Below are 24,908 nucleotides of genomic sequence, written 5' to 3'. Positions count from 1 at the left end.
TAATTTAAAAGGCTCAATTTATATGCACTACGTTATGGTTGCTTATTTGTATGTTTCGTAACCAATCTCTAGCCTTTAGGAAGCTCAAAAGAAACCGTAGTTCCGTCACCTGGTCGACTGGTGATAGTGAGGCCTTTGCCGTTGATTTGGCGTACCCGCAGGTGGGTGTTGTAGAGACCGACGCCGCTGTCGCCTTTACCGCTAAGCTGTAGCTGGATTTGCTCCTTGCTCATGCCGATGCCGTTATCGGAAACTTTAAACAACACGGTGCTTCCATTGTCCATTATGGATATGCAGACAAGTCCGCCGCAGTTGCGCGACAGGATACCGTGTGTAACGGCATTTTCGACCAATGGCTGAATGATAAGCGGCGGAATGGTCATATCGGGCTCTCCATCAAGCTCCCATTGAATACATAAGCGTTCATCAAAACGCTCTACCTGAATGCGCAAATACGCTTTAACGAGCTTTAACTCCTGTGACAAGCTTATTTCCTGGGCCGTGTTGTGCATTTCATAGCTGGAGCGCAGGTAGACGGAAAATTCCTCGACTAGCTGCGTCATTTTATGCTGATCGACGGTGCTTAATGCAACGATGGAATTCAGCGTGTTCATAATAAAATGGGGTTTGATTTGCGCCTGCAGCCAAGCGGCCTCCAGATTAAGCCGCTCGCGTACGGAGCGTTTTAATCGTAGCAGCATGCGAACTCTTGCGCGCAGCTCAATTGCGTTAACCGGCTTGGCGATGTAATCGCTGGCTCCGGCCAACAGTCCGGCCTCCACATTCTCAGGCTGGTTGCGGGCAGTCAACAGCAGCACGGGCAGCTCGTGCATTTCAAAGCTGTCCCGGATCAGGCTGGTCAAGGTATAGCCGGACATCTCCGGCATCATCACGTCGGATATAACGAGGGACCAACGCCTCTCCCTTAGCTTCTCCAGAGCCTCCAGGGCGCTTGTTGTGGTATACACCTCAATATCTCTATCCAAAGCCAAAATATTGCTGATCACTTGCAGGTTGACGGGGTCATCGTCAACTGCCAAGATGGCGGTCGGATTTTCATTGTCGCCAACCGAAAGGCGTCTTGCTTCTTTTTCTTCTGCTTCACGCGCGACAGCAGTCAGCTTTGCTGCTTCCATAATAGGAGAGGAGAGCAAGGCGTTATTTGCATCTGTCTCAAATGAACTCTCGCCGACCGTTTCAGCTCCGTCACTACCAGTCCCTTCGCGGCCTTCTTCAACATATCTTTCATAAACGGCTTGATCACTTTCAACCCGCGTTTCTTCATTTCTATCTGCTTGCTTATTCACTAAGGGTAAGGAAAATTGGAAAATAGAACCGTGTTCTTCCCTGGATTCAACCGTCAAGCTGCTGCCATGCAATTCAACAAGCTGCTTGCAGATGCCGAGACCTAATCCAAATCCGCTTCCTTGCGGGTGATCGCCGATATTCCCCTGTTGGTAAGGCTGAAATAACAGCTCAAGCTTTTCAGGAGCAATGCCGATTCCGGTATCCCGGACTGCGATGGCGGCCATGCCGTTTTGTACCTGGACGCTAACTGCAATTTCACCCTCCGGCGTATATTTAATAGCATTGTGCAGCAGGTTGAACAAAATTTGAGCGAGCCGGTTTTCGTCGGCGTAAACCGGCTTTAGACGGGCTGGAACTTCATTTACAACAATGACGGGTCTGCTGTCTGAAAGAAAGTGCAGCGAGCCGATTGTTTTTTCTACAATTTCATGCAAATTTATTTCGCTTTTATGCAATTGAATGCCGGTGCCCTTTAATTTGGATACATCCAGCAAGTCGCCAAGCAGAATGTTCATGCGCCTGCCGATCGAAAGCACCGTTTGCAGATCAACAATGCTTTTGTGGCCTAATACGTTGTAGTCCCGCTCCAGCACGGTATGGGATAAATTCAAGATGCCGTGAAGCGGGTTGCGCAATTCATGCGAGGTATGAGCCAAAAATTCATCCTTGAGCTTGTCCTCCTGCTGAAGCTTGGCAGCCAATGTTTTATTCCGTTCGGCAATTTGCAGATGGTTTTTGAACAAAATGGCTGATATGCAGAAAATCGAAATAAGCAAATCAACAGGATAAAAGATCGCATTGATGCCGGCAAACAAAGCTATGTATTGCCATATAATCGCGTTGAACAAGGAAGCGAACAGCAGCGTTAAAAACAAGTCCCGGCGCATCCCGGATCTATGCAGGCGCAGCATGGCGTAAAAAGCTATAACGGCGCAAGCAATGACAAACAACGGAAATAAAATATAGCTAATACTGGAAACGTTCTGTTGATTGAATAAGCTATATACAACAAGCATAACGCCGATGCCCGTAAATAAACGGCGAATGACATTAACCCAGCGCAAGTCCGAAGGCGGAAGCGTTCCCCGGATTGCGGCCACTCCTCCAATGGCCAAACAAATGCCTTTTATGCGAAAATCCCAACCATAGGAAAGCGGAAACCATTCAAACAACAGCTTGTCGTTGTTGCCCGCCAGCGCAATCGACAGGGATAATAAAACGATGGAGAGATTAATCAGGCTGGACTTTTTAATCCCCATAAAATAAAGCAGCGCCGCATACAGTGCGTGGGATAAAAAAACGGTAAACACGATTTGCTGCATAGTCTCGGACAGACGGACCCGGTTGAGGATTGTATTTTTTTCACCGAACTGCATGGAAAGCTCTATGCCGCCGGAAGGCGTAAATATATAGTTGGAGACGTGAAGAGCCACTTCAATGAATCCGTGCTCGTCCGGTTCGGCTTCAACGGTATACGGCAGGTTGAGCGGCGTATAGCTTTCCTTTAGCGCTGCCGGTTGCCCGGAACCGCCCGCATATTGGCCGTTGATATAAAGCTCCGATGCCGTAAGCACGCTTGTTGCGCGAATGGCGTAAGTCTGCTCGTCACCGGGCTGCAGCTGAATGGATAACCGGTAAGTGCCGTAGCCGAAGGTACGGTTTTTTTCTTTGCTAAACGCATTTTCCCAGGAGCCGGGAACGGTTAGCCATAAGGGCGTGTCAGCTATCGATGAAGTATCATGTTCATCTATTAAAAACGTATGCGGGTAAAAGGCCCATTCTCCGTTCAGATCCAGAACTTGCTTGCTTTTTGCATCCCAGTCCCGTAAATCAAGCCGGCCTTTGTCGATCTGCCCGTACGAAGCGGTCGAAAAATAATGAAGCCAAGCGATATGCAGACCGGTCATAACCGCAATTGCAACCAAAATAACCCACACGTTGCGGCGTCGGCGAAAATGGCCCCGCAGTTTTTCAATCATCTCTTAAACTCCCTGCTTATGGTGGATGTAGTCAATTATTTTAAATACTTATCCAAGTATAGCATTATTCCAGACGAAGGTATAAAGTGGAGTTCCTTTAATAGAAGAGGCTTATGGTATAATAGAATAGTATGTAAAAAAGCAATATTCGTAACGGGAGGAACCATAGCATGATTGACTTGCCGGATAATGATTGGCGTAGCAAGCTGCAGGATGAGCTTGAAAAGCCTTATTTACAGAAGCTTTGGGCATTAATAGAGCCATATTATGAGGAGAAAAAAATATATCCTCCGAAGGAGGATGTTTTTAACGCTCTTCATTTTACGCCATACAGCAAGGTTAAGGTGTTGATACTGGGGCAGGACCCCTATCATGGAGAAGGACAATCTCATGGACTTTGCTTCTCTGTGAGAAGGGGAGTCAAGCAGCCGCCTTCGCTTAAAAACATTTTTAAGGAGCTGGAGACGGACCTGGGCCATCGCGCTCCCGCGCATGGCGAGCTTGAGGCATGGGCAAAGCAAGGCGTGCTGCTGCTCAACACGGTGCTGACGGTAGAGGATGGTCAAGCGGCTTCTCACCAGAAGCTAGGCTGGGAGATATTTACGGATCGCATCATCAGCCTGCTGAACGAACGCGAGACACCGATTGTTTTTGTTTTGTGGGGCAGGCATGCACAGGCTAAAAAAGCCGCAATCGACACCTCGCGTCACTTTATTATCGAATCCGCGCATCCAAGCCCTCTGTCTGCACGCACCGGTTTTTTTGGCAGCAAGCCGTTTTCCAAGGCTAATGAATTTTTGATGCAGCAAGGCATTGAACCGATTGATTGGGAAATCCGGGATTGACCCCGCGTGTCCAAAATGAAAAAAGCTGCACCGTACTGTACAAAAGTGTACAAAGGTGCAGCTTATTTTTTGCAGGTTACGGGTTAATTTATTGCAGGGGGTGCTGCTCGGAAATGGGTTGATCCGATCCTTCAGAACCTTCGATGCTGTACAGATCGTCAGCCAGTACTGGCTTGAAGGCCGCATCGACATAAGTCGCCACCTCGACCGTTGTGATCACTTGCGGATACATTTTGTCCGGCTCCGGAAGGATAGGCTCCGTATAGATAATCGCCTGATCGCCTTCAAAAGCGATGGAGGAAATACGGAAGCCGTGGCCTGGGTGAGGCACTTCAGCCGACAGGGTTACTTTGTTGATGTCGTCATTAACCGCCTTTACGTCCAGTTTGATGTCATATTGCGGATATTCGGGCTGAGGCTCGAGTGCTGTGTGCTTCTCCACGAAATTCAAGCCTTCATACAGCCAGCCGGCAGCTTCGCCGCGAGTGATGGCTTTTTTAGGGTTGAAGTTTCCGTCTTTGTCCACCTCGGCGATTTTTGTCAGCAATACGTTTTGAATATTGGTCATGTAGCCAGGTGTGACATCGTCCTCATCGTTGATGATCATCCACATTTTAATCATTGCATATTGTCCGGTTGTATTGATGGCCTGGAACAGGTGATGGGCGAATTGCTCTTTGGTCACCGGATCATTTGCTTTAACGTCGCTAGGAATGTCAAGATCATTTAATTGCGCGATAATGAAGGCTTCGGAATACCAGGCATCATTGCTGAGGTTCGGGAAGCTGTCGGTTGCCTCCGGTTTCTTTATAAAGTTGGTATTGTCAAGGTTCAGGTCAAAAGCTTTTACCAGCATGGAGATTGCGGCGGCGTAGGTTAATTCGCTATCAGGCTTGAACTGGTCGCTGCCAGTGCCGCTAAGAATGCCTCTTTCCTTCAACGCTTTGATTTTTTCGGCATTGGGATTGCTGCCCGTGTCGGAAAAAGCAAATACGCTCTGTCCCAGGACAAGCATCATCAGAGCTGTAATGGCCAAAATTAAAATAGGTTTTTTCTTCATGTCGTCACCTCGTCCGTTTTTTGCAGCTGCATATCCTTAGACGGCAGGTTTTTCCGATAGGTTGCAGATGTGATAAAAATGATTGTTAATTTTATCATTATCCTCTGCACGGAGGCTGCATAGACTCACGTGTGACATGAATATTTTTTGCGCAATGCAAGCGCAAGCATGATCATTCCCGCCAGGGTATATCCCAGTTTACCGGCAATAAAAGAAACAGGTACGGTAAAGCCGGGATCAACCATATCCATATGCAGCGGGTAAGTCGAATAAAAATTAGTCGCCAACAGGTGCATCCACGATGGCAGAGGGAGCAAATGCAGCGCCAGCAGGGCTGGGGGAAGTCCTAAAAAAATCTTCCGGCTGCGGGACAGGGCAAGAAGGCCCGATCCCATTAAAAAGAGTATTACCGGCAGTAAAATAGATACGGCCGGAGCCAGCAGTGCCGGTATGGAGACGGCGTTGCCGAATATAAAAATCAGAAAACCGATGCCAAGCAGCATGATTGCGGCTGACAGCAGCAGCCAGGCTGTTGCGGCCGCAGCGCATTTGACCGCCGCATGGCGGAATGGCGCAATGGTTGCCGCGTTAAGCAATGGTTTAGCCCGGCGGGCTTGACCAGAGTCGAAGCTCCACACCATAAAGAGCAACGCAATGGACAGCAGGGGCATCAAGTCTGTCAAATAGCTGCCAAAGCTCCATGGCGAAAACGGAGCGGTATGCGCCACGCCCTGAATGGTTCCAGTGCTTAAGATCAGCCAGCCGAAGCAAAGAGAAACGGCGAAAAAACCAATATAAAAGCGGTTGAATGCAATCAGGCGCAGTTCATAACGGAATAGTTTACCCAAGCTCCAAATCCTCCTTTGTTAGGCCGCAGGCGTCCAAAAATTGCTGATACGTCAAAAAGGGGGAGGCATAGTCTATTTCCCGATTAAACAAGGCGTGCAAAATGTCGTCCATTTTTTGCTCTCCGCCAACAAGCTGCTCGGCCTTCAGCAGTTTTAGGGGCATTTCGGAATATTGCTTCATCTGGGCAACCCCGTTGTCCATGCGGGTCCGATAGGCTTTTGGCAATTTGTCCAGAAAGGCCGGATTTCGGATGTAGAAGTTTTGATAATAATCGTCTACCTCGGCTTGCCACTTGTCCACATAATTTTCCCTGGCGTAAGCCTCTCCATATTGCTCCTTCATTAGACGATAAGTCGTATAGACGGTAAGTCCTTCCGAGGACCAGCTCCGTTCACTGTCGTCTTGGGCAAACATATTGCCAAGGCCCCACCACTGGTGAATGATTTCATGCGCCAGCACTTCATTGCCGCCAGCCCCTTTGCGCATGTCTTGAAACCCTCGCGCGCTAAAGCTGTCTTCACCCATCACGCTGGCTCCTTGACTAGCATAACCGCCTCCCGCAGAGCCGATTTCGATAATTCTCATTTTGTTGTCCTTGTAAAATTGCAACGGCCCGTATTTGCTGGTGCAATATTGAAACACCTGGCGGATGACATCATCGGCATCAAAGGCATTCATCAAGACGTTATGCTTGGCGCTATGCCAAAAATCTACCTGAATGCCGGCCGCGTCAATCTGGCGGGACATATAATCCCCCCCGTACAGGATAACACTCGCGCCGTTGGTCTCAATGGACCAGCGTATGGAGCCATCGCTACTTTTGCCAACCGACTGAGCGGTTTCCGTCCCGAAAACAACGGGCGTCATGCCTGAAGGGAGGTCAACCTCAATATAGTAGGGATTAGGTTCGTCGCTACCCCAAATCAAGTCCCGGGGAATAGGGGCGAAATCCTGATTGGCCAAATAGAGATAGTCCCTGCTAATTTGCGAGTCCAGGCCTTGACGGAGCGCCAGAATGTTCCATTCCTGCGGAAACCCGCCATACTCCAGTGTAACTTCAATTTCCTTGTCGCCCGGAATATCTACCTCTATCGTTTTTCTGTTTTCCTCGTCGTTATGTAAATCCCGGAAAACTGCAGGATTGCCGTTGACGGATGCCGAAGAAAGGGAATAGCCGGGATTAATCGAAAAAGCGATCGTTTGCGGTTTTTCGCTGCTGTTCTGCAGTTGATACTCCGCGATTCCATGCTGGCGTGCTCTGGTGAAATCGGGAAACGCTTTGACGTGAATGGACGAAATCGTTACAAACTCGTCGCTGTATAGAAAACGTTTGCTGTTGGAATCTAGCTCCATTTTACTATGATCCAGAAAGGGCTGACCGGTATAGGCCATCCATCCGAAGACAATAAGCAGCGCAGATAATGCAGGGATATAGCCTTTTCGAACATTGATGGTAGCTGAACGAACTAAGCCTTTGCCATAGCGCCGAATGCTTAGGCAGGATAATAACCAGATGCTGGACAAAATAGTCCCCCAGAGCAGGCGGTTCCAAAGAATATAACGCAGCAAACGGGACGTGCTAAAGGCGTCGGATACATAATAAATGGAAGGATTAATCCATCGAAGCAGCCAATTTTCATCCCAAACCGTCAAGCTCAGCAGCGCAAAAAACGCAAACAGAGCTAAAGTCAGATCCATACGATAGGTAAGGAGATAAGCTGAGGCAGTCATCAAAACGGCAAAAATCATCGCAGGCAGCATAATGGCCAAATAAAGCGACACGTATACATCAAGCTGGAAAATGGCTCCGGTTTGGACTAAAGTAAACGGCAGCCAAGCCAGCAGCGTTAAGCCTTGTATGACTGCGGCAGTTATGAGCAGCGAGATTGTTCGAACAACAGCACCCTGAAACGGGGAAATAACAGCATCCGTCAACGCATTCATGCGATGACGGGCGGGCCGGCTGAACTCCATCGCCGTTAGCACAGCCAAGAGTATGGCGCCCGCTATTGCGCCCGCCAAAGCAGGGTTGGCGATAAAAGTGCCGCTGATGGAGGTGGAATAGCCGCTTCCGGCAGTTGAAGAGATAGGCCGATAAAGCGTCAGCCCCAATGCGGGGGAGCTGATGATCAGAAGCGACATAAACCAGGTCATCCGGTTTAGCAGCAGCCTGCGGATTTCTACCCGCAGCAAGGAAACAACTCTCATTTTCCGCTGCCTCCTTTTTCAAGCAGAAACAAATAGGCTTCTTCAAGTGTTGGTTCCGCGGACTCCGCATAACCGGGCAGTCGGTCGGCTACGCCCCGGCAGCATATGCCGCGCGAGGTATTGATTCGGGATGTAATCCGAATGCTGCTGTCCGCCTTATTTGCTTCATTTTCCATAAAGCTGCCGACATGCCCCTGCGCTAGCAAAATAAGCTCCTCCGGGCTGCCGTTAAACAAAAGCATGCCATCCTTGATGACGATCAGACGGTTGCACACGGACTGAACATCCTCAATGATATGAGTGGACAGGAGGACGATCCTGTTCTGCGCGATACGTGAAAACAAATTGCGAAACCGGATGCGCTCCTGCGGGTCGAGGCCTACCGTTGGCTCGTCCAAAATTAATAATTCAGGCTCTCCCAGCAAAGCCTGGGCGATGCCGACGCGTTGGCGCTGGCCGCCGGAGAGCGTGCGGATGCGGCTTTTCTGTTTATCCTCCAGGCCGGTATCGGCAATAGCTTGGCGTATGGCTTCCTTGCTGGCCGAAATGCCTTTTAACGCGGACATGTAGTCCAGGAACTGCCAAACCGTCAATTCGTCAAACAAACCAAAGGTTTGGGGCAGGTAGCCCAGCTTGGCTTTTAGCTCTTTTTCTTGGGAGAGCAGGGGGCTTCCATTCATGGAAATGGACCCTTCCGAGGGCTTAAGGCCTGCTGTCAGCAGTCCCATAAGGGTCGATTTTCCAGCCCCGTTTGGGCCTAGCAGACCAATCAGATTAGGGGCCTCCAACGTCATATTGATATTTTTTAACGCTTGCTTGCCCGAAGGATAAATCATTCCGAGCCGGTCTAAAGTAAATTGCATGTGTCACCCTTCCTTTCTATTATGTGACGGCCATGCATCCAGCTTAAAGCTATTGTTTGAAGGCGGTTTGGAGTTCATATGTAGTTTTCATGGAGTATCCGAAAACGTTTCTTTTGCCGGCAGCTTTCAATTTCATCCGTAATTGTTAAAATAAACAGTATACATAAGATGGGGGTGGGCATTTGAACAAGGTAAAGGTGTATCATTATGACGCGTTTAGCGATGTTCCCGATATGGGAAATCCGGCAGGGGTGGTCCTGGGGGGAGAGGCGCTTACGGAGGAACAAATGCAGAAGGTGGCAGAGCGGGTTGGCTTTAACGAAACGGCGTTCCCGTTGTCATCGGATCAGGCGGATTTGAAAATTGCCTTTTTTACGCCGGGTCATGAAATTAATCTTTGCGGCCATGCCACAATGGCGACCCTGTACGCTTTAAAAACAAGGGGGCTGCTACATGAAAAATCCAGCCTGACCCTGGAAACAAAAGCAGGTATTTTACCGATACGCTTTCATTCCAAGGATGGCCTCTATATGACGATGAGACAAGCCGCGCCTCAGTTTCAGCCGTTTAACGGATCGCTTAAAGAGCTGGCTGACGCTATGGGGCTCCAAGAGAGCGATATTGCAACGGAGCTGCCAACCGTATATGGAAGCACGGGCACATGGACGTTACTGATTCCCGTTAAGCGTCTTGAAGCTTTCAAGCGTATGGTACCCGACAACAATCGATTCCCGTCGATCCTGAAGGAAATGCCGAAAGCGTCGATCCATCCGTTTTGTCTGGAAACCTATGATGTCAACGCGCATATGCACGCACGGCATTTTTCCTCTCCATATTCAGGCACCATCGAGGACCCTGTGACGGGGACGGCATCGGGGGTTATGGGAGCCTATTATGCCAGATACATCAACAAGCAAAATGCTCCCCTTGAGCTTTTAATTGAACAAGGCCAGGAAATCGGCCGAAACGGGAGGGTCGGCGTGTCCGTGAGCGAGGATGGAAATGTGATCGAGGTGACCGGCAATGCTGTTTATGTAAAAGAATTCGAAGTTACCATCGACTAAAAAGCAAGCTCCGAATCATCTTTAAAAGTAACGGTTACTCTGACTTGATTGCCCGTATTCCGTATTTGGCATGACGCTCCGTGCCGGTCCAGAATTTTTTTGACGATATAGAGCCCCAGCCCGCTTCCGCCGCTGTCCCGGTTCCGTGAGGATTCTACCCGGTAAAAGGCCTCGAATAAATGAGGCAAATCCTCCTCCGGGATGGAGGCGTTGCTATTGACAATGGTCAAAATAGATTGGGGTCCGTCCGGCAGCAGGGAAACAGCGATGGCTGCTCCCTCCGGCGAATAAAAGATAGCATTGGTCAAAAGATTGGCAATGGCACGGCTCAACATAGCTTCATCTCCGCTGGTTGTTAATCCAGGAGCAATATGGACGTCAAGCGACTGTCCCTTTTGCTCCGCCAATTCCGTGCATTGCTCGGTTTGAGAAAGAAGCACGGACGATAAAACAACCAATTCCCGTTTGAACTCAACATCCGTATTGTCCAGTCTGGAAATCGCCAGCATTTCGATTACCAGCGCCTCCATGCGGTTTGTTACGGCGAGAGAGCGGAGCAGGTATTTGTCGCGGTTTCTGTAAATATCAACGCCGGCCAGCATGCCGGATAGCTGGCCTTTCAAGACGGTGAGGGGTGTTTTTAATTCATGCGAGGCAGCCGAAAAAAAGGACGTCCGCTGCTTGTCCAGCCTTTGCTTACGGTCAAGCTCCCGCGACAAAGAGTCATTGGCGTTTTGCAATTGTGCCAGCGCAGAGGACAGACGTCCGGAAAGCTCATCCAGATTGCGGCCCAAAACGCCGATTTCATCGGAGCGGGTATCCTTGCTTTTCCAGGTGAAGTCCAGATCGGCCATTTGCTGAGAGATTGCGCTAAGCCGCACGATAGGTTTGGTAATAAACCGGGAATACAGCAATGCGCCTAACACCGAAATGCCGAGCACAACCAGCGCCAAATAAGGCCATACCTGCTCCAGTGCTTGCTTGGTCTGGTTGGCGACATCGGTGCCAGCCAATACGGTCAGCGTATACGGCTCGGTGGAGTTTCGAAAGGTAACAGGGTAAGAGGCGTCATAATCTGAAACCGTCATTACTACATCCGACATGGTCCTGTCCGACATTTCTATATCATTGATTGCATCCATCACTTCGACCGTGGATTGCAAAGTTGTGATGGTGCCTTGATCATGGTCAACGCTCATGAGATAAGGCGAAGATGAGGATCGTTCAGACTGGCTGTTTTCTGGCTCCTTGTTCCCCATGGAAAGTGTGGGAACGACACTTTTGCCTTCTTCATCAACAACCTTCACCTCTGCGCCTGTTTCCAAAATAAACCGTGAGAGCAACGGGCCGCTATCTTCCGTAGAGATCAGACTCAATTCATTGACCAATTGCTCCGAGCGCTGCACAAGCTCGTTGTTCATCATTGAAGTATACGTTATTGGGGCGGCCCAAACGATAAAAGCATACGTCAAACAGCAGGCCGTTGTCAGAACCAACGCCGTAATTACAAAAATGCGTGTCGTCAGGCTGCCCGCTAGCCTGCTAATTAGCTTTCGCAACACGATATCCCACCCCCCGAACCGTTTCAATATAATCGCGATCCAGTTTTTTTCGCAAATTTTTAATGTGGGTATCCACGATTCGTTCATCGCCCAAAAAATCATAATTCCACAGCTTGCCGAGCAAAACGGAACGCGTTAACACTCGCCCCTGATTTTGCAGCAGCTCCTTCAGCAGCTCGAACTCCCGGCTGGTCAATTCCAGCTGATGATCTGCGACCGTCAGGCTATAGGCATCCAGATCAAGCGTCAAATCCTTGTAAGCCAACATCCGACTTTGGTTATCCTCGCCGCCGGCGCGCCGCAGAATCGCCGCTATTTTTCGAAGCAGAACCGGCATGGAAAACGGCTTTGTGACGTAATCATCGACGTTTAAATCAAAGCCTTTAAGCTGATGCTCCTCCGAATCAAGCGCAGTCAGCATCATGACGGGGAGGGTGGATTCGCGCCGAATCAGCTCGCAAACGCCGTAGCCGTTAATTTTGGGCAGCATAATGTCCAGCAGGATCAAATCCCATTTTTCCTTATGAAACAGGTCAAGCGCTTCAAGGCCATCCCCCGCAGCTCCCACCGTATAACCGGCATCCCTCAAATAGGCGCATAACATCTCCTGAATATCAGGATCGTCTTCAATAACTAAAATATGCTTCATCCCAATCACTCCCAATTTGCAGTATAACCTATCTATTTGGAGTTTGTGTGGAGAAGAATGGAAGGAAATGTGATAATCTTAGAAGAGAATGGGAGAGGTTTAGTTCAGATGAGGAGGTTGAAAAGAATGGGGGACCCGTCAATCCAAAAGCAGAATTCGGATCGGAGTCAAGCCAAGAGGGAGGAGTATATGCCGCTTTACACCGATAAGCCCTTTGACTTGAATAAGTTCCAAAGAAGAAAAGGTGAAGGAATGTTCGTTATTGACCTCCTTTATATTTCTGGTTATTTGGCTTTAATTGTCGGCATTTTTTGGGGGGTATTTGTATTTGCGACAGGTGAGTGGATAATCGGGATGGGCGTTGTTATAGCAAGTGTTATAGGCGGGGCATTGAGCTTGGGAGTGGCAAAAATAATCGAGCTGCTGGATGATATAAAAGCGGGCAATAGAAGGGAAGACGAATAACACTAACATGAATAGTAGCGTAAATACGAAATTAAGCAGTATCTGTTATTCCTGCAAGATGTATTATCCTGAGAACCTCACGCATTGTCCGCAATGCGGTCATGTCCTGATGACTGACAAAATCAGAAAGCCTTATGCCATTGAAAAGATCTTTACGTTCATTGTTGTTTCGATTGTCGCCGTAGTGGTATGCATTTTTGCCGCTACGACGCAGTGGAAGGATAGCGGTTCATCTGCTTTTGGTGCAATTGAAACGTGGGAATACAGAGTGGACAACATTCAAGTGAGAAGCTCCTCATCTGTCACGGCAGATTTTAATTGGCGCAGTTCATCTGGAAGCAGGACTAATCAAGGGGTTGAACTCAGCTTTTATGACGATCGGGGTTATGTTATCGCAACGGCCTCGGGAGCAATTCCCGATGATCTCTCTGTGGGGGAGGAAGCAGCCATCAGGCTTTCATTTAGAAATGGAGGATCCTCTAGAGATAATTTTGCTTCCGTGTCGGGCCAGCTCCTGTATTACAAATAAGTTCGGCAGCGCGTATTTAGTTGGGGCAGATTGTAAACCAGGCTCATTAATCCCTATTGATTAATGAGCCTGCTGTATGCTTTATTAATATTAACTAATCAACTATTGATCTATTGATTTGTTGTTCTGTTGCTCTATTGCTCTAACGCTTCGGGATATACTCGTGTGTTGAATATTTCTTTTGTCGCCTCATCCTGCGCGTTAATGGTAATTTTTAAATCATCGGAAGAAACGCCGCTAAACAATTGGTAGTAGGAAGCAACAACCACAATACCCAGTGACGCCATGCCATCAAATCCGCCTTCGTAAGCTGCTTTATCCACAATCAAAGTAAACTCGGAAAATGTTTTATTATGAGTCACATCCTTGATGGAGGCAAAATTTTCGCCGCTTTTTAACTCACTAACGTAATCAAGCATGCCTTTTTCCATTTCATCCATCATCTTTTTGTAAACGGATTTAGACATTTTGTAAGTGACTGATCCGTCATCATTCTGAATGACCTCGTCAATGCCTTCCTCTTTGGCTTGGGCAACTATTTCTTCATAGGCTTGCCCTTCAAACATGCTGGCGGGCAACGTAACCTCATTGTTGAATAATCCTTTGTCAACCTCGATTGCTTCGTTTTTTTCTTCTTTAGCAGCCTCAGTTGGAGCGGCATTTTCGCTACCTTCAGCAGGTGCTCCTGCGGTTTCTTTTGATTCATTTACTGTGCCTTCGTTGTTGTTCTGCGCTGCACCACATGCGGACAGTAGCAGGGTGGAAACGGCGGTCAGTACAAGTAGAAGCTTTTTCATTGATTATTCCCCCCAAAAAATAAAGTAATTTATCTTACAGTCCACATTATACTTCCAAACAGTTCTAATGGTTTCAAAAGAATTTTCAAAAATCTTCAAAAGATTAATTATCTGTACTTTTTTTCGGTTAAGGGTATTTGCACCAACACTAATAAAAATAGGAGAGTTACCGTTTTTTCGACTCATGAAGGAGCCAGGTAGACAAGATTCCTATTACCATGTGCCTTTCCCCGCTATGGGACGAGAAGGACAGCCCAAAGGATCGCTTTTTTGCGATTGCTGCTGTCGTTGATATTCGTTTAAAAAAAGATGAAGAATGCACATTTACAACTGAGGAGGGCAGGATTCCCTTGCCAACTACAAAGGTGCCTATTTGAACATTACCAATCACCAGACTTTTCCTCTCAAAGCACTTGAGGTCTATAGAAAACGCTGGCGCATGGAAGTATTCTTCCGAACTGCAATTCTAGATACGAATGGTTGTGCTTGGCTGCGTCTTCCGCATGCTTATACAGAATTTCCGGGATTCGGCTCCATCCGTTTTGTTCAAATGAATCTTTCAGACATTCTTGTATGACGACCATGACGGGACTCCCTACTCTAGTAACTATTCGTTGACTGAGAGTTCCCGCTGTGTAACCTGCTGCGGTGCCAGTCGGGGCAAAGGTGCGGAGACAGGCTTACCGTTAGCAGAGCGAATCCCCTCTAGATGCTGGCGCTTCATTACAAGCTGATGACGGCCTGCCACCATCACTCTATGGTTGGGATATATGTATGAAAATCATATATGTAAAATTTACAACGACAACAAGATACATAAGTTCCATAATATGGTTGACCCAATACCTACCAAATGTTAATATGTCTATGAAGTGTGGTAAACACTATCATTACTACTGGAGGGATATTAGTGTATCGATTTAGGAAGGTTGCAATAATCTTTTTGTTGGTGTCACTGGTTTTTGCTTCTACTGCTTGGGCAAGTAATGGAAGTGTCAGTGACGACAGGTTTAGCAACTTAACTGCTCAAGAAGTAAGTAAGTCAAATGATTTCCGCAAACAGCTAGGATTCCCACCGATAGATACTGAACTAGGTTCAATTAATGGAAAACTCTTTTCCTCGAAAGCCCAGGAGAAATATGGGGCTCTATTAACAGATGAAGAACTAGCATTATTGGAGAAACGGATTATAAAAATTGATGAAGCATCAAAGCTCCAGGAGAATATTGAAAATATCATTGACATAGCGGACTCGTATGGAGGTATGTATTTTGACCATCATGAAAAAAATGGAGTCTTAAAGATTGGATTGGTGTCGAAAGGAAAGTCAAGAGATAAACTAATTAAAGTGTTTTCTGACTTACCCGAAAAAGGGGATATCGTATTCTACGATGTTACATTCTCATATAATGAATTGGAAAAAATACACTCGCAGATTGATAATGAATTGGTGAACGCAGAGATTAGTGACTGGTTTACAGCAATATCTACAAAAGAGAACAAAATAGTTATTGCAACCGAGAATAATTACGAAAGAGTTAATGAGATTTTAAGTAACAAATTTAACAAACAGTTATATGACGTTAGAGAGGCTAATGGTATTAATGGTTTAAGTAGATCGGCTTATACAAGGCCAGTTTACGGAGGACTTGAAATAGTAAATACATCTAACTCAGGAAAATGTACAACAGCCTTTACCGGAGTCAACGCTGGTAAACGTTTTATTGTAACGGCTGGTCACTGCGCAAGTGGACTTGGAGAATGGTTTACCCAAGGCGGGCTGAGTCTGGGTACAGTTACAGTTCGACAACTTTCGGGTAATACAGATGCTCTTGGTATTGCTGTAAACATAAATAATGAATCTGGGAAAATATACGGAGATGCAAACGTAGTGGACATAAATACAGGCTTAATTTACACCACTGGTGCAGTCGTTTGTAAATCAGGTATATCTACAGGAGTCACATGTGGTACGATTACTTATGGCACTGTATCGTATACTCAGGTCACATCATTAGGTACCGTAAACCTCTCAAATCAATTTGCGGTTGCAGCGGATGCTCAAGCAGGTGACAGCGGTTCACCGACATATTATCCAAACGCTACTTATAATGGCAAGACTGGCTCTAAATTAACCGGTGTTCTAAGCGGAGGTGGGGAGTTTGACGGACAGCAACTATTTATTTCTAGCAAACTATCTAACGTTATGAGCAATTTAGGTCTTACTGGTGTAATTGTAGGGGATTAAGTATTTGTAATATACGTATATGCGTGACAGAAATCCCCTCTTTTTTCTTAGTGTTAATATTTGGATGGATATATGTAGAATGTCTCTGTTGAAAGTGCTGACAACATGGATTTTGAACCGGGAAGTGTTGAGGAGTTCTCAGTTGATGAAACAACGACTTCAACTAAAGTTTTCTCTAATAAGTACCAGTAGGTACAAACAAAACAATATACAATCAATGAAGTGTCAACCGATGAGACTATAGCAATCGAGGATAATGGCAATTGTTTTATCGCTAAGAGTTCTGGAAAGTTTAATGGTTAACAAGTTTATAGAAGAAGTACGCTAATTAAAAGGTGAACTGTGATCTATAAGAAGGTTACTTTGGAAAAGTGACCTTCTTGTGGGTCATTTGAGTATGTGATCAACAAAGTGAAGGTTCGCACATTAAAAACGATTGAAAATTTCTATAACCATATTGGGCGAAGTTTCTAAGTTCCATTTTTTAGTCCAACAAATCAAAAAACAAGAATTTTAGTAAAACGGTTGACGAGTCTGTATTCATTTGGTATATTATTTCTTGTCGAAACTTAATACATGATCTGTTAGCTCAGCTGGGAGAGCACCATCTTGACAGGGTGGGGGTCAGTGGTTCGAGCCCACTACAGATCATACCTGGGAAGCCTTGGTACACAAGGCTTCTTTTGTTTTATATGGGCTTTGTAAAAACCTAAAAAAAGTGTCTTGGGGACGAATGAAGATGCCTAATCAATAGATAAACAGAATATTACGCTCATTCGACAATATCGCTCCTAAAACGACAAATTACGGTTATTTAGCCCCATTAGTAATCAAAGCAATATATGGTAAATTTGGATTAAAATATATGTCCGGCATCTAAACATGTCAAGGAGTGAAGCATACATGATCAAGAGATTTAGTAAAAAGCTTGTCATAAGTGCAGTTATGTCCGTCATGTATTGTTTGGTGCCAGTTCTGTATATGCCTATGACGGCTGGGCCGACACATACCAAACCGTACATTCGTTGAATGGCCCAATAAATGGGGTTTCAACAACAATTAATTCGGCTGTTGATGTGGATTGGTACTCTTTCACAGTAACAAAACCAGGAATATATAGAATAACACTACAATCGCCAGCTGGATTGAATTATGATTTTCATGCTGCAGTTGAATCTGGTGGGTGGCTCTACCCATTTGCCTCGGGGGCGGATACTGGTCAGGGTGGACTTGATTATATGACGCTCGACACTCTCGGATCAACACTTACTCACACATATTACTTTCAAGTGAGAGGACAAACGAGTTCGGATCATTCAAATACAGCCCAGTATATTTTTACTATAGTAGAGTTGTAATAGGTAAATAATAGATTAATCAAGGGTCATCCAATAGGGTGGCTCTTTTTAATGAATGATACCCTCTATTTGAAAAATCATAATAGAAAATGATGTTATATATTGTTTTTGTGTCGGAAAGATGCAAATAAAAATATTCCTTAACCTGCTGCTTTTGCAAGCATCGCTAAACTTTTTTTATCACGCTAAATAGGTGACAATGTTTTTTTATCATTATTTTTTGTTATTGCTGGGTGGATTCCTTTATCTGATGTCTAAATAATTTCTCAACCCAGCAACAATACCTTGAGCAATTGTATTCTGTCCCTTTTCTCCAAGTAAATAGGACTCCTCCCGGGCATTGGTCAAGAAGCCGACCTCCAGCAATGCCGCGGGAACTTCACTAAGGCGGAGCACCCGCCATTCCTCTTTTTTGATGCCCCTATCTTTAAAGCCGCTTGCCTTCACAACCGCCCTCTGCAAGGTCTGGGCAAACGCAACACTGTCCGGTTTGTAGTAATAGATTTCTGTGCCTGAGACGGTTGGCTCTTCTGGGAACGTATTGCCATGAATGGATAAAAAGGCATCCGCTCGCTGCGAATTAGCAAAAGCGGCACGATCCTCCAACTCAATAGACGTATGCTCTGTTCGTGTCATATATGGTATGAAAGCCGATTCTTTTAAAAGCAGCTGATAAACCTTCTGCGTGATCGCTTGCGTAAAATCCTTTTCATACTGGCCGCTTGCGCCGTCTGCGCCAGGGTCATGTCCGCCATGACCTGCATCAAGAACGATGACAAAGGGAGCAGAACCGAAGATTGGAGCGGGTTTAGCTGATTCATCATCAAACATCTGCCGTGCGCTATACAACAGCTTGTCCGGTGCTAATGGCGATTTGAGAGACCAGAGCAAGCCGATCATGAGTGGAAGACTTAGCAATACGATTATTTTTCGGCGCGGCAATCGCCTTTTCATACCTCTCATGGCTCGAACCTCCGTCTATCGGGTGTGTCTACACGCCGTAGATTTAAACACCTCAGACAGATCACCGCTATCAAGAAAAGCGTCTACGGGAAGAATGCGGTAAGTATATCGGGATTGTCCTTCTACCTTATCACGATAGACCCATGTGGGAATGTATTCTATCTGCTGAATTACAGTTTCATTCGTCTTGTTGTTTTTGCGAATATTGATAGTAACGATTATGCCATCCTCCGTTAACTCATTGCGGCTGTCGAGTGTTTCTCTTCTCTCGTTCGATATAAAATTCCCCATCGAACACCTGACCAAATAAACCATTCTTTATAGCTTCTTTACAACTTAATAAAATTTCTCATATACTCGAGCCTTATACTTAACAACGAATGCAGCGTTCGCGCGATGCAACGGCAGCCAAGATGGATGCGGCTTTATCCGTAAAAAAATAATCTATACAAATAGTTACTATCAGATATTTGCAAGAGGGACACTTCCTTCAAAGTGCACATGTAAGGATATCAGAAAATCCTGTATAATAAATAAAAATGGACATCCAGCAGTTGACAAATCATTTTATTGTGTCATAATGATATTATCAAAAAGTTAATAACATTGGATTCACTAGCATAACGAGATGGTTTTCCCGCTACTGAAAGTAAGCTGACAGCGGAAAAACACGACTGAAGGAGTTGACCGTCTTGATCGAAAATCAGACCACATATTCTCCCAGCAATTATCGGACGCCGGATGGGGCTCCAAGCGATATTGTTATTTTTACGATTGAAACAAAGGAAAAGGCCGCCGGGAAAAAGGCGCTGCCGGACCGCGAGCTGCAAGTCATGCTTATTCAGCGGAAGCGATGGCCGTTTGCCGGAGCCTGGGCGCTGCCGGGCGGCTTCTGCGGGGAAGATGAAAGCATGTACGATTGCGCCAAGCGGGAGCTTCAGGAGGAAACGGGCGTCGACCGTATCCATATGGAATATTTCGGCGTGTACAGCACACCCGGGAGAGACCCTCGCGGCTGGATGATCTCTCATGCTTTTTTTGCTCTCGTTAACGAAAAGCTGCTTGCGGGAAGATCGGCCAGCGACGATGCGGCGGATGTCAGACTTTTTCCATACCACGAAGCGTTGAACATGGAGCTTGCGTTTGATCACCGGGAAATTTTGAGCGACGCCTTCCATAGGGTACAGCAAAAAATGCTGACCACTACAATTGCTAAAGAATTCCTTCCCGAGGAATTTACGATCAGCGAGCTATACCAGGTGATCCAAACCGTTGTGCCAGAATTTCAGGAGCGTAATTTTATTCGCAAAATCACATCGACGCAAAGCCGGAAGGGCATAATTGAAGAGGTATTGGATCATAAAGGAGAAAAGAAGCTGTCCAACCGGTATTCACAGCGGGCAGCCCAGCTATACCGATTTACGGAGCATATGCCTCCGCTGTTGTCTATCTATACATGATCCGCGCCTGCATGAAGCAACGCTGACGGCGGCCGGCTGATGCAGAAGTCATATAAGCTAATCCCAAAATTTCAGGTATAGCGCCGGATGCTTGTTTCTAACATTTAGGCGTATAGAGCTGAGAGTGAAGCGGCTTCTGCCTGTTTTTTTGAAATTCTGATATTGTCCCAATAATACTATTAAAATAACTTTTTGATGGAGGGATTACAATGAAAGCATTAATCGTCATTGATTACACCGTTGATTTTGTTGTGGGGAAATTGTCTTGCGGCGATCCGGCCATTGCTATTGAAGACCGGATTTGCCAATTGACGAAACAGTTTGCCGAAGCGGGCGACGAGGTTGTGATGGCAGTAGACCTGCATGAAGCGGACGATCGTTATCATCCCGAAACAGCCTTGTTTCCCCCCCATAATATTAGGGGCACAGAGGGCAGGGAGCTTTACGGAAAACTAAGCGAGGTTTACAAGCAACACAAGGATACCATCTATTGGATGGACAAAACACGTTATAGCGCTTTTTGCGGCACCGATCTTGAATTGCGGCTGCGCGCAAGAGGGATAACGGAACTTCATCTGATAGGCGTCTGCACCGATATTTGCGTGCTCCATACAGCCGTAGATGCTTATAACAAAGGCTTTGTTGTCAAGGTTCACGAGGATGCGGTTGCCAGCTTTAATCCTGCCGGGCATGAATGGGCTTTAGGCCATTTTCGGGGATGTCTGGGGGCGGAGGTATTGAGGAACGGGAGGGCTGACGATGAGCTATAACAATTTGACGCTGCATACGGACAAATATCAGATTAATATGATGTACGCTCACTGGAAGCAAGGTACGATGCATCGCCGTGTTGTGTTCGATATGTATTTCCGCAAGCTGCCCTTTGGCAACGGTTTTGCCGTATTTGCCGGATTGGAGCGGGTGGTGCGTTATATTGAAGGTCTTTCTTTTGGCGAGGAGGAGCTTCGTTTTTTGGCGGAGCAAGAAGAAAATTACGAGCCGGCATTTTTGGAGGAGCTTCGCCAGTTTCGCTTTAGCGGGCATTTGTTTGCCGTGAGAGAAGGCGCGCTTGTTTTTGCAAACGAACCACTCATCAGGGTGGAGGGCACTATTTTTGAAGCGCAATTGATCGAAACGGCCATTCTTAACTTCGTTAATTACCAGACGCTGATCGCGACAAAAGCAGCCCGAATCAAAGGCGTCGCCCCGGAGGATACCTTGATGGAATTTGGGACCCGGCGCGCCCAGGAGGCGGATGCGGCCATGTGGGGGGCGCGGGCAGCCTACATCTCCGGCTTCCATGCGACGTCCAACATGAGAGCGGGCATGCTGTTCGGCATCCCGGTCAAGGGCACCCACGCTCATGCATGGGTCCAATTCCATGCCAGCGAGGACGAGGCGTTCCAGCGTTATGCCGACAGCCTGCCGGATGGCGTAACCTTGCTGGTTGACACCTATGATACGCTCAAAAGCGGCGTGCCGGGCGCGATCAGGATAGCCAAGGAGCTGGAGAGCAGGGGCAAAAGAATGCGCGGCATCCGCCTGGACAGCGGCGACCTTGCATATCTCTCCAAGAAGGCACGGGCCATGCTGGATCGGGCGGGACTGGAATATGTTCAAATCGTAGCTTCCAATGACCTGGACGAAAACATAATGCTCAACCTGAAGGCGCAAGGCGCCGCAATTGATTCCTGGGGCGTTGGAACGCAGCTTATAACGGCAGCGGACAATCCTGCGCTGGGCGGCGTCTACAAGCTTACAGCCAAGGAAGAAGAAGGCGAATGGCAGCCGGTTATCAAAATATCCGGCAACCCCGAGAAGGTAACCATTCCAGGCGTCAAAAACGTTTACCGGATCGTGGATCGAACCACAGGCAAGGCGGAGGCGGACTATATTGCGCTAAGCGATGAAACGGATGTGGCGAAGGGAGAGGCGATCAAGCTGTTTGATCCCCAGCACCCCTACCTTCACAAATATGTAGATGACTACGAGGCGATTCCCATGCTGGAGCCTGTGTTCCAGAACGGGGAGCTAGTTGCCGCGCTGCCTGATCTGGAGGACATACGGGAGTATCATCAAACGCAGCTTGCGCTATTTTGGCCTGAATATTTACGCAAGCTGAATCCGGAGAAATACCCCGTTGATCTCAGCGTCAAAGTATGGGAGCTGCAAAAGGAGTTAATTCGGCGTTTTCTACCTCATTGATACCTGTTCTTGCCTATTCGCCCAAACCATCCCGGCTGGATTGAATAGACTGCTATCATACCAGTTGGATGGGCGGGGAATGGGGGATGCCGAGAAAACAGGAGAGCGAAGAAACTCCAAACGAATTAACTGCCGATGATTTGGCATTGCTGGCCGCCATTTTGGTTGTTATCGCGGATGCGGTTGCCCTGTGGGCCGTTGTTGCAGCCCGAAATGAACAAAGCAGCGGTGATGATACCACTAGTAGCATTAGCGGCCCTCTTGCGGCAGTCGTCAGCCAATTTACCGGTTTTCCGGTAAATGCAAGAGGACGCAGCTTGCGGTCCTCCTTGAGGATTTCCGATAGATTGATGGGCAAGAGTCCGCGGAATGGAAAACAGGCCAGAAGTAAAAGGTCGAAGCCAGCTCCCGGCCGCGGCGCAAAAAGAAAGAATAAGTAATACAACCCCGTGGCATAGTATATTCGTATGCAGAAAATGCTTTCAACGGGAGGTTTACCAGTTGGATAACAATGGTCAGGGTGTTCAGAATAAGCGTGAAACCTTTGTAGCTGTTCAGAAAAACGGCGACGGAGACTTGATTTCCTTCAAAACGGACAACGGCAGGGTGCTGGATTATCCTACTGCCCTTCAAGAGGTGCAAAACGGCGTCATTGCCGGCGTTAATGTGTTTAAAGGCAAGGATGGCGATTTGTACATTCGGGGAGATGCGGATGGCGATCCTACTAACAATCTGGATCAGCTTCCCTTGTTCTGAGCAACAGACTATCTCTCTGACGCAGCATAGACGCGCTGCACTTATCAAACGTGCAGCAGCTTATATGGCTGCAGGACAACAAAAACGCTTGAAGGCTTAGAAGCCTTCAAGCGTTTTTGTTGCTGTGCCGGCATTTGCCGGTTTAGCAAATCGTCGATAATGGATCAGAATTCATAAGCCACGCGCTGCTCTACAAACCTCATTTTTCCTGTCTTGCCACGGTAATCCTCCATAGCATCGCCGTAATGCATCAGCCAAACCTTCTCCTGAATGTCCGGGGGCAACGTCAGCAGCTCGTCCAGGCAAGCATGAACAGCTCCCGGGGCCTCAAACTGGCAGTCATGGAGGATCGTTTCCGCGCGCCCTTCCGCAAGCAGGCTTGTCAGAAGCCCGGCGTCAAAGCGCATATCCGCCGTATAGAACAGCTTATTGTTAAACAGGAACGAAAAGCTGTCTTTGCCCGGGATATGCCGCGTCTTAATCAGCTCCACCGTCAAGCCGGGAAACAGCGTATAGCTTACGCCCTCCTTAAGCGGGCGAACGTCAAAAAAATCGTCCAGGCTGCCAAGCGGGCCTTGCGTCATCCCTCCTCGCAGCGTTTGCTCCCATAGCGGCGCCACCAAGCGTTCTTCTATATAAAGGACAGGCTTTCGGCTGTATTTAAACATCATTTGGAAGGCCAGCTCCTCCAGCCCCCCAACATGATCGCCATGAATGTGGCTGATCAGCACAGCGTCAAGCTCATCAAAGCTATGTCCCATTTCATATAACGCTTTGGGAAGCGTAATACCGCAATCAACAAGCAGCGTATGGCCCTCCGCTTGGATTAGCGCGTTGTTATTATCGTATTTTTTGGCAAAAGCGCTGCCGGTTCCCGCCATGGTTACTCTCATGGAAACCTTCCCTTCCAACATTCTTTCCTACACTGTATCAAAAGTGGGGGAGAGTTGACAATCTCCCTTTCCGTAAATGCAGGAATATTAAAACAGGAAATAGACTGGATTATTTCCCAGGCAAGCGCAGCTTTCAACAGCATTTGACAAATTCGGTTTTTTCTGATTCAGGTTAAAAAAGTTTAATAAAGCTCGCAACTTTACGATAAAGCTTGAGTATAAACTAACATCCAGATCAGGCGGATGGAGGTTAGAGCAGCAATGAGGTTCAGAAAAGTAGCGATTTTGTTGATGCTGCTGTCGTTATGGGGAGGGAGCATGATTTTTGCCAATACCGCTTCCCAGAAGATGAAGGTCATCGTAAATGGAGCGGAATTTGACGAAGGCGGGGTGTTGATTGAAGGAAGATCCTATTTGCCGCTCCGGCAAATGGCGGTAACGCTTGGCGCAATGCTGGACTGGGACAACAATGCCAAAAAAGCGGTTTTGAGCAAGCCCAACGTTCACATGTTCATGTACAACGGGAACTCTCCCTTTGGCATGGTCGACAAAGGTTACCAGGGTAAAATAAAAGTATTCGCCCAAATTGACAATGTTACAACCGATATCAGTGCAGTGAAAATAACGATTACGGACCCTTCCGACAAGGAAAAGCTAATCGAAAGCAAAACGATAGACAAGCAGGCGGATAATTTCTGGTTTGTCACGCAGGAGTTTGATTACAAATTCGATGCGGTAGGGAAATACACCGTTAAATTTCATATGAAGCAGTCCAGTACGGACGAATGGTTTGTTGTTTCGGAAAAGCTGATTACTTCAAGAAATCCGTAAGCCGCAATCAGTGAAT

At 47.1% G+C, this 24,908-nt stretch carries 21 protein-coding genes and 1 tRNA gene; 12 read left to right on the top strand and 10 right to left on the bottom strand.

Features of this window, described 5'->3' with window-relative positions:
• Positions 1-68: 68 nt before the first annotated feature.
• On the bottom strand, positions 69-3,287 hold the full coding sequence (locus tag A7K91_RS15165) for an ATP-binding protein (RefSeq protein ID WP_068684154.1): 3,219 nt from the start codon (positions 3,285-3,287) through the stop codon (positions 69-71).
• A 170-nt stretch (positions 3,288-3,457) separates the two neighbouring features.
• Between A7K91_RS15165 and ung the strand changes: the two genes are divergently transcribed.
• Positions 3,458-4,132, top strand: a complete 675-nt coding sequence (gene ung / locus A7K91_RS15160) for a uracil-DNA glycosylase (RefSeq protein ID WP_068684152.1) — start codon at positions 3,458-3,460, stop codon at positions 4,130-4,132.
• A gap of 88 nt (positions 4,133-4,220) precedes the next feature.
• Here the strand turns inward: ung and A7K91_RS15155 are convergent, their stop codons facing one another.
• From A7K91_RS15155 to A7K91_RS15140, 4 genes are all read right to left on the bottom strand, one after another.
• A complete protein-coding gene (locus tag A7K91_RS15155; RefSeq protein ID WP_068684150.1) occupies positions 4,221-5,192 on the bottom strand; it encodes an S-layer homology domain-containing protein in 972 nt (323 codons plus the stop codon).
• A gap of 125 nt (positions 5,193-5,317) precedes the next feature.
• Positions 5,318-6,040, bottom strand: a complete 723-nt coding sequence (locus A7K91_RS15150; protein WP_068684148.1) for a hypothetical protein — start codon at positions 6,038-6,040, stop codon at positions 5,318-5,320.
• Positions 6,033-8,249, bottom strand: coding sequence for a M1 aminopeptidase family protein (locus tag A7K91_RS15145; protein ID WP_068684146.1), 2,217 nt, complete (start codon positions 8,247-8,249; stop codon positions 6,033-6,035). Before A7K91_RS15145 ends, A7K91_RS15150 begins: the two co-directional genes overlap by 8 nt.
• A complete protein-coding gene (locus tag A7K91_RS15140) occupies positions 8,246-9,112 on the bottom strand; it encodes an ATP-binding cassette domain-containing protein (protein ID WP_068684144.1) in 867 nt (288 codons plus the stop codon). Before A7K91_RS15140 ends, A7K91_RS15145 begins: the two co-directional genes overlap by 4 nt.
• A 182-nt stretch (positions 9,113-9,294) precedes the next feature.
• On the opposite strand from A7K91_RS15140, the gene A7K91_RS15135 reads away from it, so the two are divergent.
• Entirely contained in the window at positions 9,295-10,176 is an 882-nt protein-coding gene (locus A7K91_RS15135) for a PhzF family phenazine biosynthesis isomerase (RefSeq protein WP_082967475.1), read from the top strand.
• Here A7K91_RS15135 and A7K91_RS15130 read toward each other — a convergent pair.
• Positions 10,173-11,738: a sensor histidine kinase gene (locus A7K91_RS15130; RefSeq protein WP_082967474.1), complete on the bottom strand. Its 1,566-nt coding sequence runs from the start codon at positions 11,736-11,738 to the stop codon at positions 10,173-10,175. The genes A7K91_RS15135 and A7K91_RS15130 overlap by 4 nt on opposite strands.
• Positions 11,719-12,387 carry a response regulator transcription factor gene (locus A7K91_RS15125; RefSeq protein ID WP_068684142.1) on the bottom strand — a complete coding sequence of 223 codons (669 nt, stop codon included), beginning with the start codon at positions 12,385-12,387 and terminating at the stop codon, positions 11,719-11,721. The genes A7K91_RS15130 and A7K91_RS15125 overlap by 20 nt, the downstream gene beginning before the upstream one ends.
• Before the next feature lie 57 nt (positions 12,388-12,444).
• Here A7K91_RS15125 and A7K91_RS15120 point away from each other — a divergent pair, with 57 nt between their 5' ends.
• A complete protein-coding gene (locus A7K91_RS15120; protein WP_156739578.1) occupies positions 12,445-12,852 on the top strand; it encodes a hypothetical protein in 408 nt (135 codons plus the stop codon).
• Between the two features lie 109 nt (positions 12,853-12,961).
• Positions 12,962-13,381, top strand: coding sequence for a hypothetical protein (locus A7K91_RS15115; RefSeq protein ID WP_068684138.1), 420 nt, complete (start codon positions 12,962-12,964; stop codon positions 13,379-13,381).
• A gap of 134 nt (positions 13,382-13,515) precedes the next feature.
• Here the strand turns inward: A7K91_RS15115 and A7K91_RS15110 are convergent, their stop codons facing one another.
• The gene (locus A7K91_RS15110; RefSeq protein ID WP_068684136.1) at positions 13,516-14,178 is read right to left on the bottom strand and encodes a hypothetical protein; all 663 of its coding nucleotides are present in this window, start codon (positions 14,176-14,178) and stop codon (positions 13,516-13,518) included.
• Between the two features lie 910 nt (positions 14,179-15,088).
• Between A7K91_RS15110 and A7K91_RS15100 the strand changes: the two genes are divergently transcribed.
• Positions 15,089-16,426, top strand: a complete 1,338-nt coding sequence (locus A7K91_RS15100; protein WP_068684132.1) for a S1 family peptidase — start codon at positions 15,089-15,091, stop codon at positions 16,424-16,426.
• Positions 16,427-17,004: 578 nt separating this feature from the next.
• Positions 17,005-17,077: transfer RNA gene (locus tag A7K91_RS15095), tRNA-Val, on the top strand.
• A 950-nt stretch (positions 17,078-18,027) separates the two neighbouring features.
• Here the strand turns inward: A7K91_RS15095 and A7K91_RS15090 are convergent.
• Positions 18,028-18,747, bottom strand: a complete 720-nt coding sequence (locus tag A7K91_RS15090; protein WP_068684130.1) for an N-acetylmuramoyl-L-alanine amidase family protein — start codon at positions 18,745-18,747, stop codon at positions 18,028-18,030.
• 692 nt (positions 18,748-19,439) lie between these two features.
• Here A7K91_RS15090 and A7K91_RS15080 point away from each other — a divergent pair.
• The 5 genes from A7K91_RS15080 to A7K91_RS15060 all read left to right on the top strand — a co-directional run bounded on the left by A7K91_RS15080 (position 19,440) and on the right by A7K91_RS15060 (position 23,168).
• Positions 19,440-20,207 (top strand): NUDIX domain-containing protein, encoded by a 768-nt coding sequence (locus tag A7K91_RS15080; RefSeq protein WP_082967473.1) that lies wholly within the window; start codon positions 19,440-19,442, stop codon positions 20,205-20,207.
• Positions 20,208-20,416: 209 nt separating this feature from the next.
• Positions 20,417-20,977, top strand: a complete 561-nt coding sequence (locus A7K91_RS15075) for a cysteine hydrolase family protein (RefSeq protein ID WP_068684124.1) — start codon at positions 20,417-20,419, stop codon at positions 20,975-20,977.
• On the top strand, positions 20,967-22,412 hold the full coding sequence (locus tag A7K91_RS15070; protein ID WP_068684122.1) for a nicotinate phosphoribosyltransferase: 1,446 nt from the start codon (positions 20,967-20,969) through the stop codon (positions 22,410-22,412). Before A7K91_RS15075 ends, A7K91_RS15070 begins: the two co-directional genes overlap by 11 nt.
• An 86-nt stretch (positions 22,413-22,498) precedes the next feature.
• On the top strand, positions 22,499-22,852 hold the full coding sequence (locus tag A7K91_RS26735) for a hypothetical protein (RefSeq protein WP_068684120.1): 354 nt from the start codon (positions 22,499-22,501) through the stop codon (positions 22,850-22,852).
• A 61-nt stretch (positions 22,853-22,913) separates the two neighbouring features.
• A complete protein-coding gene (locus A7K91_RS15060; protein WP_068684118.1) occupies positions 22,914-23,168 on the top strand; it encodes a DUF3892 domain-containing protein in 255 nt (84 codons plus the stop codon).
• A gap of 164 nt (positions 23,169-23,332) precedes the next feature.
• On the opposite strand, the gene A7K91_RS15055 is transcribed toward A7K91_RS15060, so the two are convergent.
• Positions 23,333-24,061, bottom strand: coding sequence for an MBL fold metallo-hydrolase (locus A7K91_RS15055; RefSeq protein WP_082967471.1), 729 nt, complete (start codon positions 24,059-24,061; stop codon positions 23,333-23,335).
• A 261-nt stretch (positions 24,062-24,322) separates the two neighbouring features.
• On the opposite strand from A7K91_RS15055, the gene A7K91_RS15050 reads away from it, so the two are divergent.
• The gene (locus tag A7K91_RS15050; RefSeq protein ID WP_068684114.1) at positions 24,323-24,892 is read left to right on the top strand and encodes a stalk domain-containing protein; all 570 of its coding nucleotides are present in this window, start codon (positions 24,323-24,325) and stop codon (positions 24,890-24,892) included.
• Positions 24,893-24,908: the final 16 nt, after the last annotated feature.

The organism is Paenibacillus oryzae (genome assembly GCF_001675045.1).
Lineage (GTDB): Bacteria > Bacillota > Bacilli > Paenibacillales > Paenibacillaceae > Pristimantibacillus > Pristimantibacillus oryzae.
This window is presented reverse-complemented; position numbering and strand designations above follow the sequence as displayed.

Bases quoted from the DNA above. Each gene is read 5' to 3' on its own strand.
- A7K91_RS15145 (WP_068684146.1), bottom strand. From the start codon at position 8,249: ATGAGAGTTGTTTCCTTGCTGCGGGTAGAAATCCGCAGGCTGCTGCTA.
- A7K91_RS15090 (WP_068684130.1), bottom strand. From the start codon at position 18,747: ATGAGAGGTATGAAAAGGCGATTGCCGCGCCGAAAAATAATCGTATTG.
- A7K91_RS15120 (WP_156739578.1), top strand. From the start codon at position 12,445: ATGGAAGGAAATGTGATAATCTTAGAAGAGAATGGGAGAGGTTTAGTT.
- A7K91_RS15050 (WP_068684114.1), top strand. From the start codon at position 24,323: ATGAGGTTCAGAAAAGTAGCGATTTTGTTGATGCTGCTGTCGTTATGG.
- A7K91_RS15140 (WP_068684144.1), bottom strand. From the start codon at position 9,112: ATGCAATTTACTTTAGACCGGCTCGGAATGATTTATCCTTCGGGCAAG.
- A7K91_RS15055 (WP_082967471.1), bottom strand. From the start codon at position 24,061: ATGAGAGTAACCATGGCGGGAACCGGCAGCGCTTTTGCCAAAAAATAC.
- ung (WP_068684152.1), top strand. From the start codon at position 3,458: ATGATTGACTTGCCGGATAATGATTGGCGTAGCAAGCTGCAGGATGAG.
- A7K91_RS15110 (WP_068684136.1), bottom strand. From the start codon at position 14,178: ATGAAAAAGCTTCTACTTGTACTGACCGCCGTTTCCACCCTGCTACTG.
- A7K91_RS15155 (WP_068684150.1), bottom strand. From the start codon at position 5,192: ATGAAGAAAAAACCTATTTTAATTTTGGCCATTACAGCTCTGATGATG.
- A7K91_RS15075 (WP_068684124.1), top strand. From the start codon at position 20,417: ATGAAAGCATTAATCGTCATTGATTACACCGTTGATTTTGTTGTGGGG.
- A7K91_RS15125 (WP_068684142.1), bottom strand. From the start codon at position 12,387: ATGAAGCATATTTTAGTTATTGAAGACGATCCTGATATTCAGGAGATG.
- A7K91_RS26735 (WP_068684120.1), top strand. From the start codon at position 22,499: ATGCCGAGAAAACAGGAGAGCGAAGAAACTCCAAACGAATTAACTGCC.
- A7K91_RS15070 (WP_068684122.1), top strand. From the start codon at position 20,967: ATGAGCTATAACAATTTGACGCTGCATACGGACAAATATCAGATTAAT.
- A7K91_RS15165 (WP_068684154.1), bottom strand. From the start codon at position 3,287: ATGATTGAAAAACTGCGGGGCCATTTTCGCCGACGCCGCAACGTGTGG.
- A7K91_RS15115 (WP_068684138.1), top strand. From the start codon at position 12,962: ATGACTGACAAAATCAGAAAGCCTTATGCCATTGAAAAGATCTTTACG.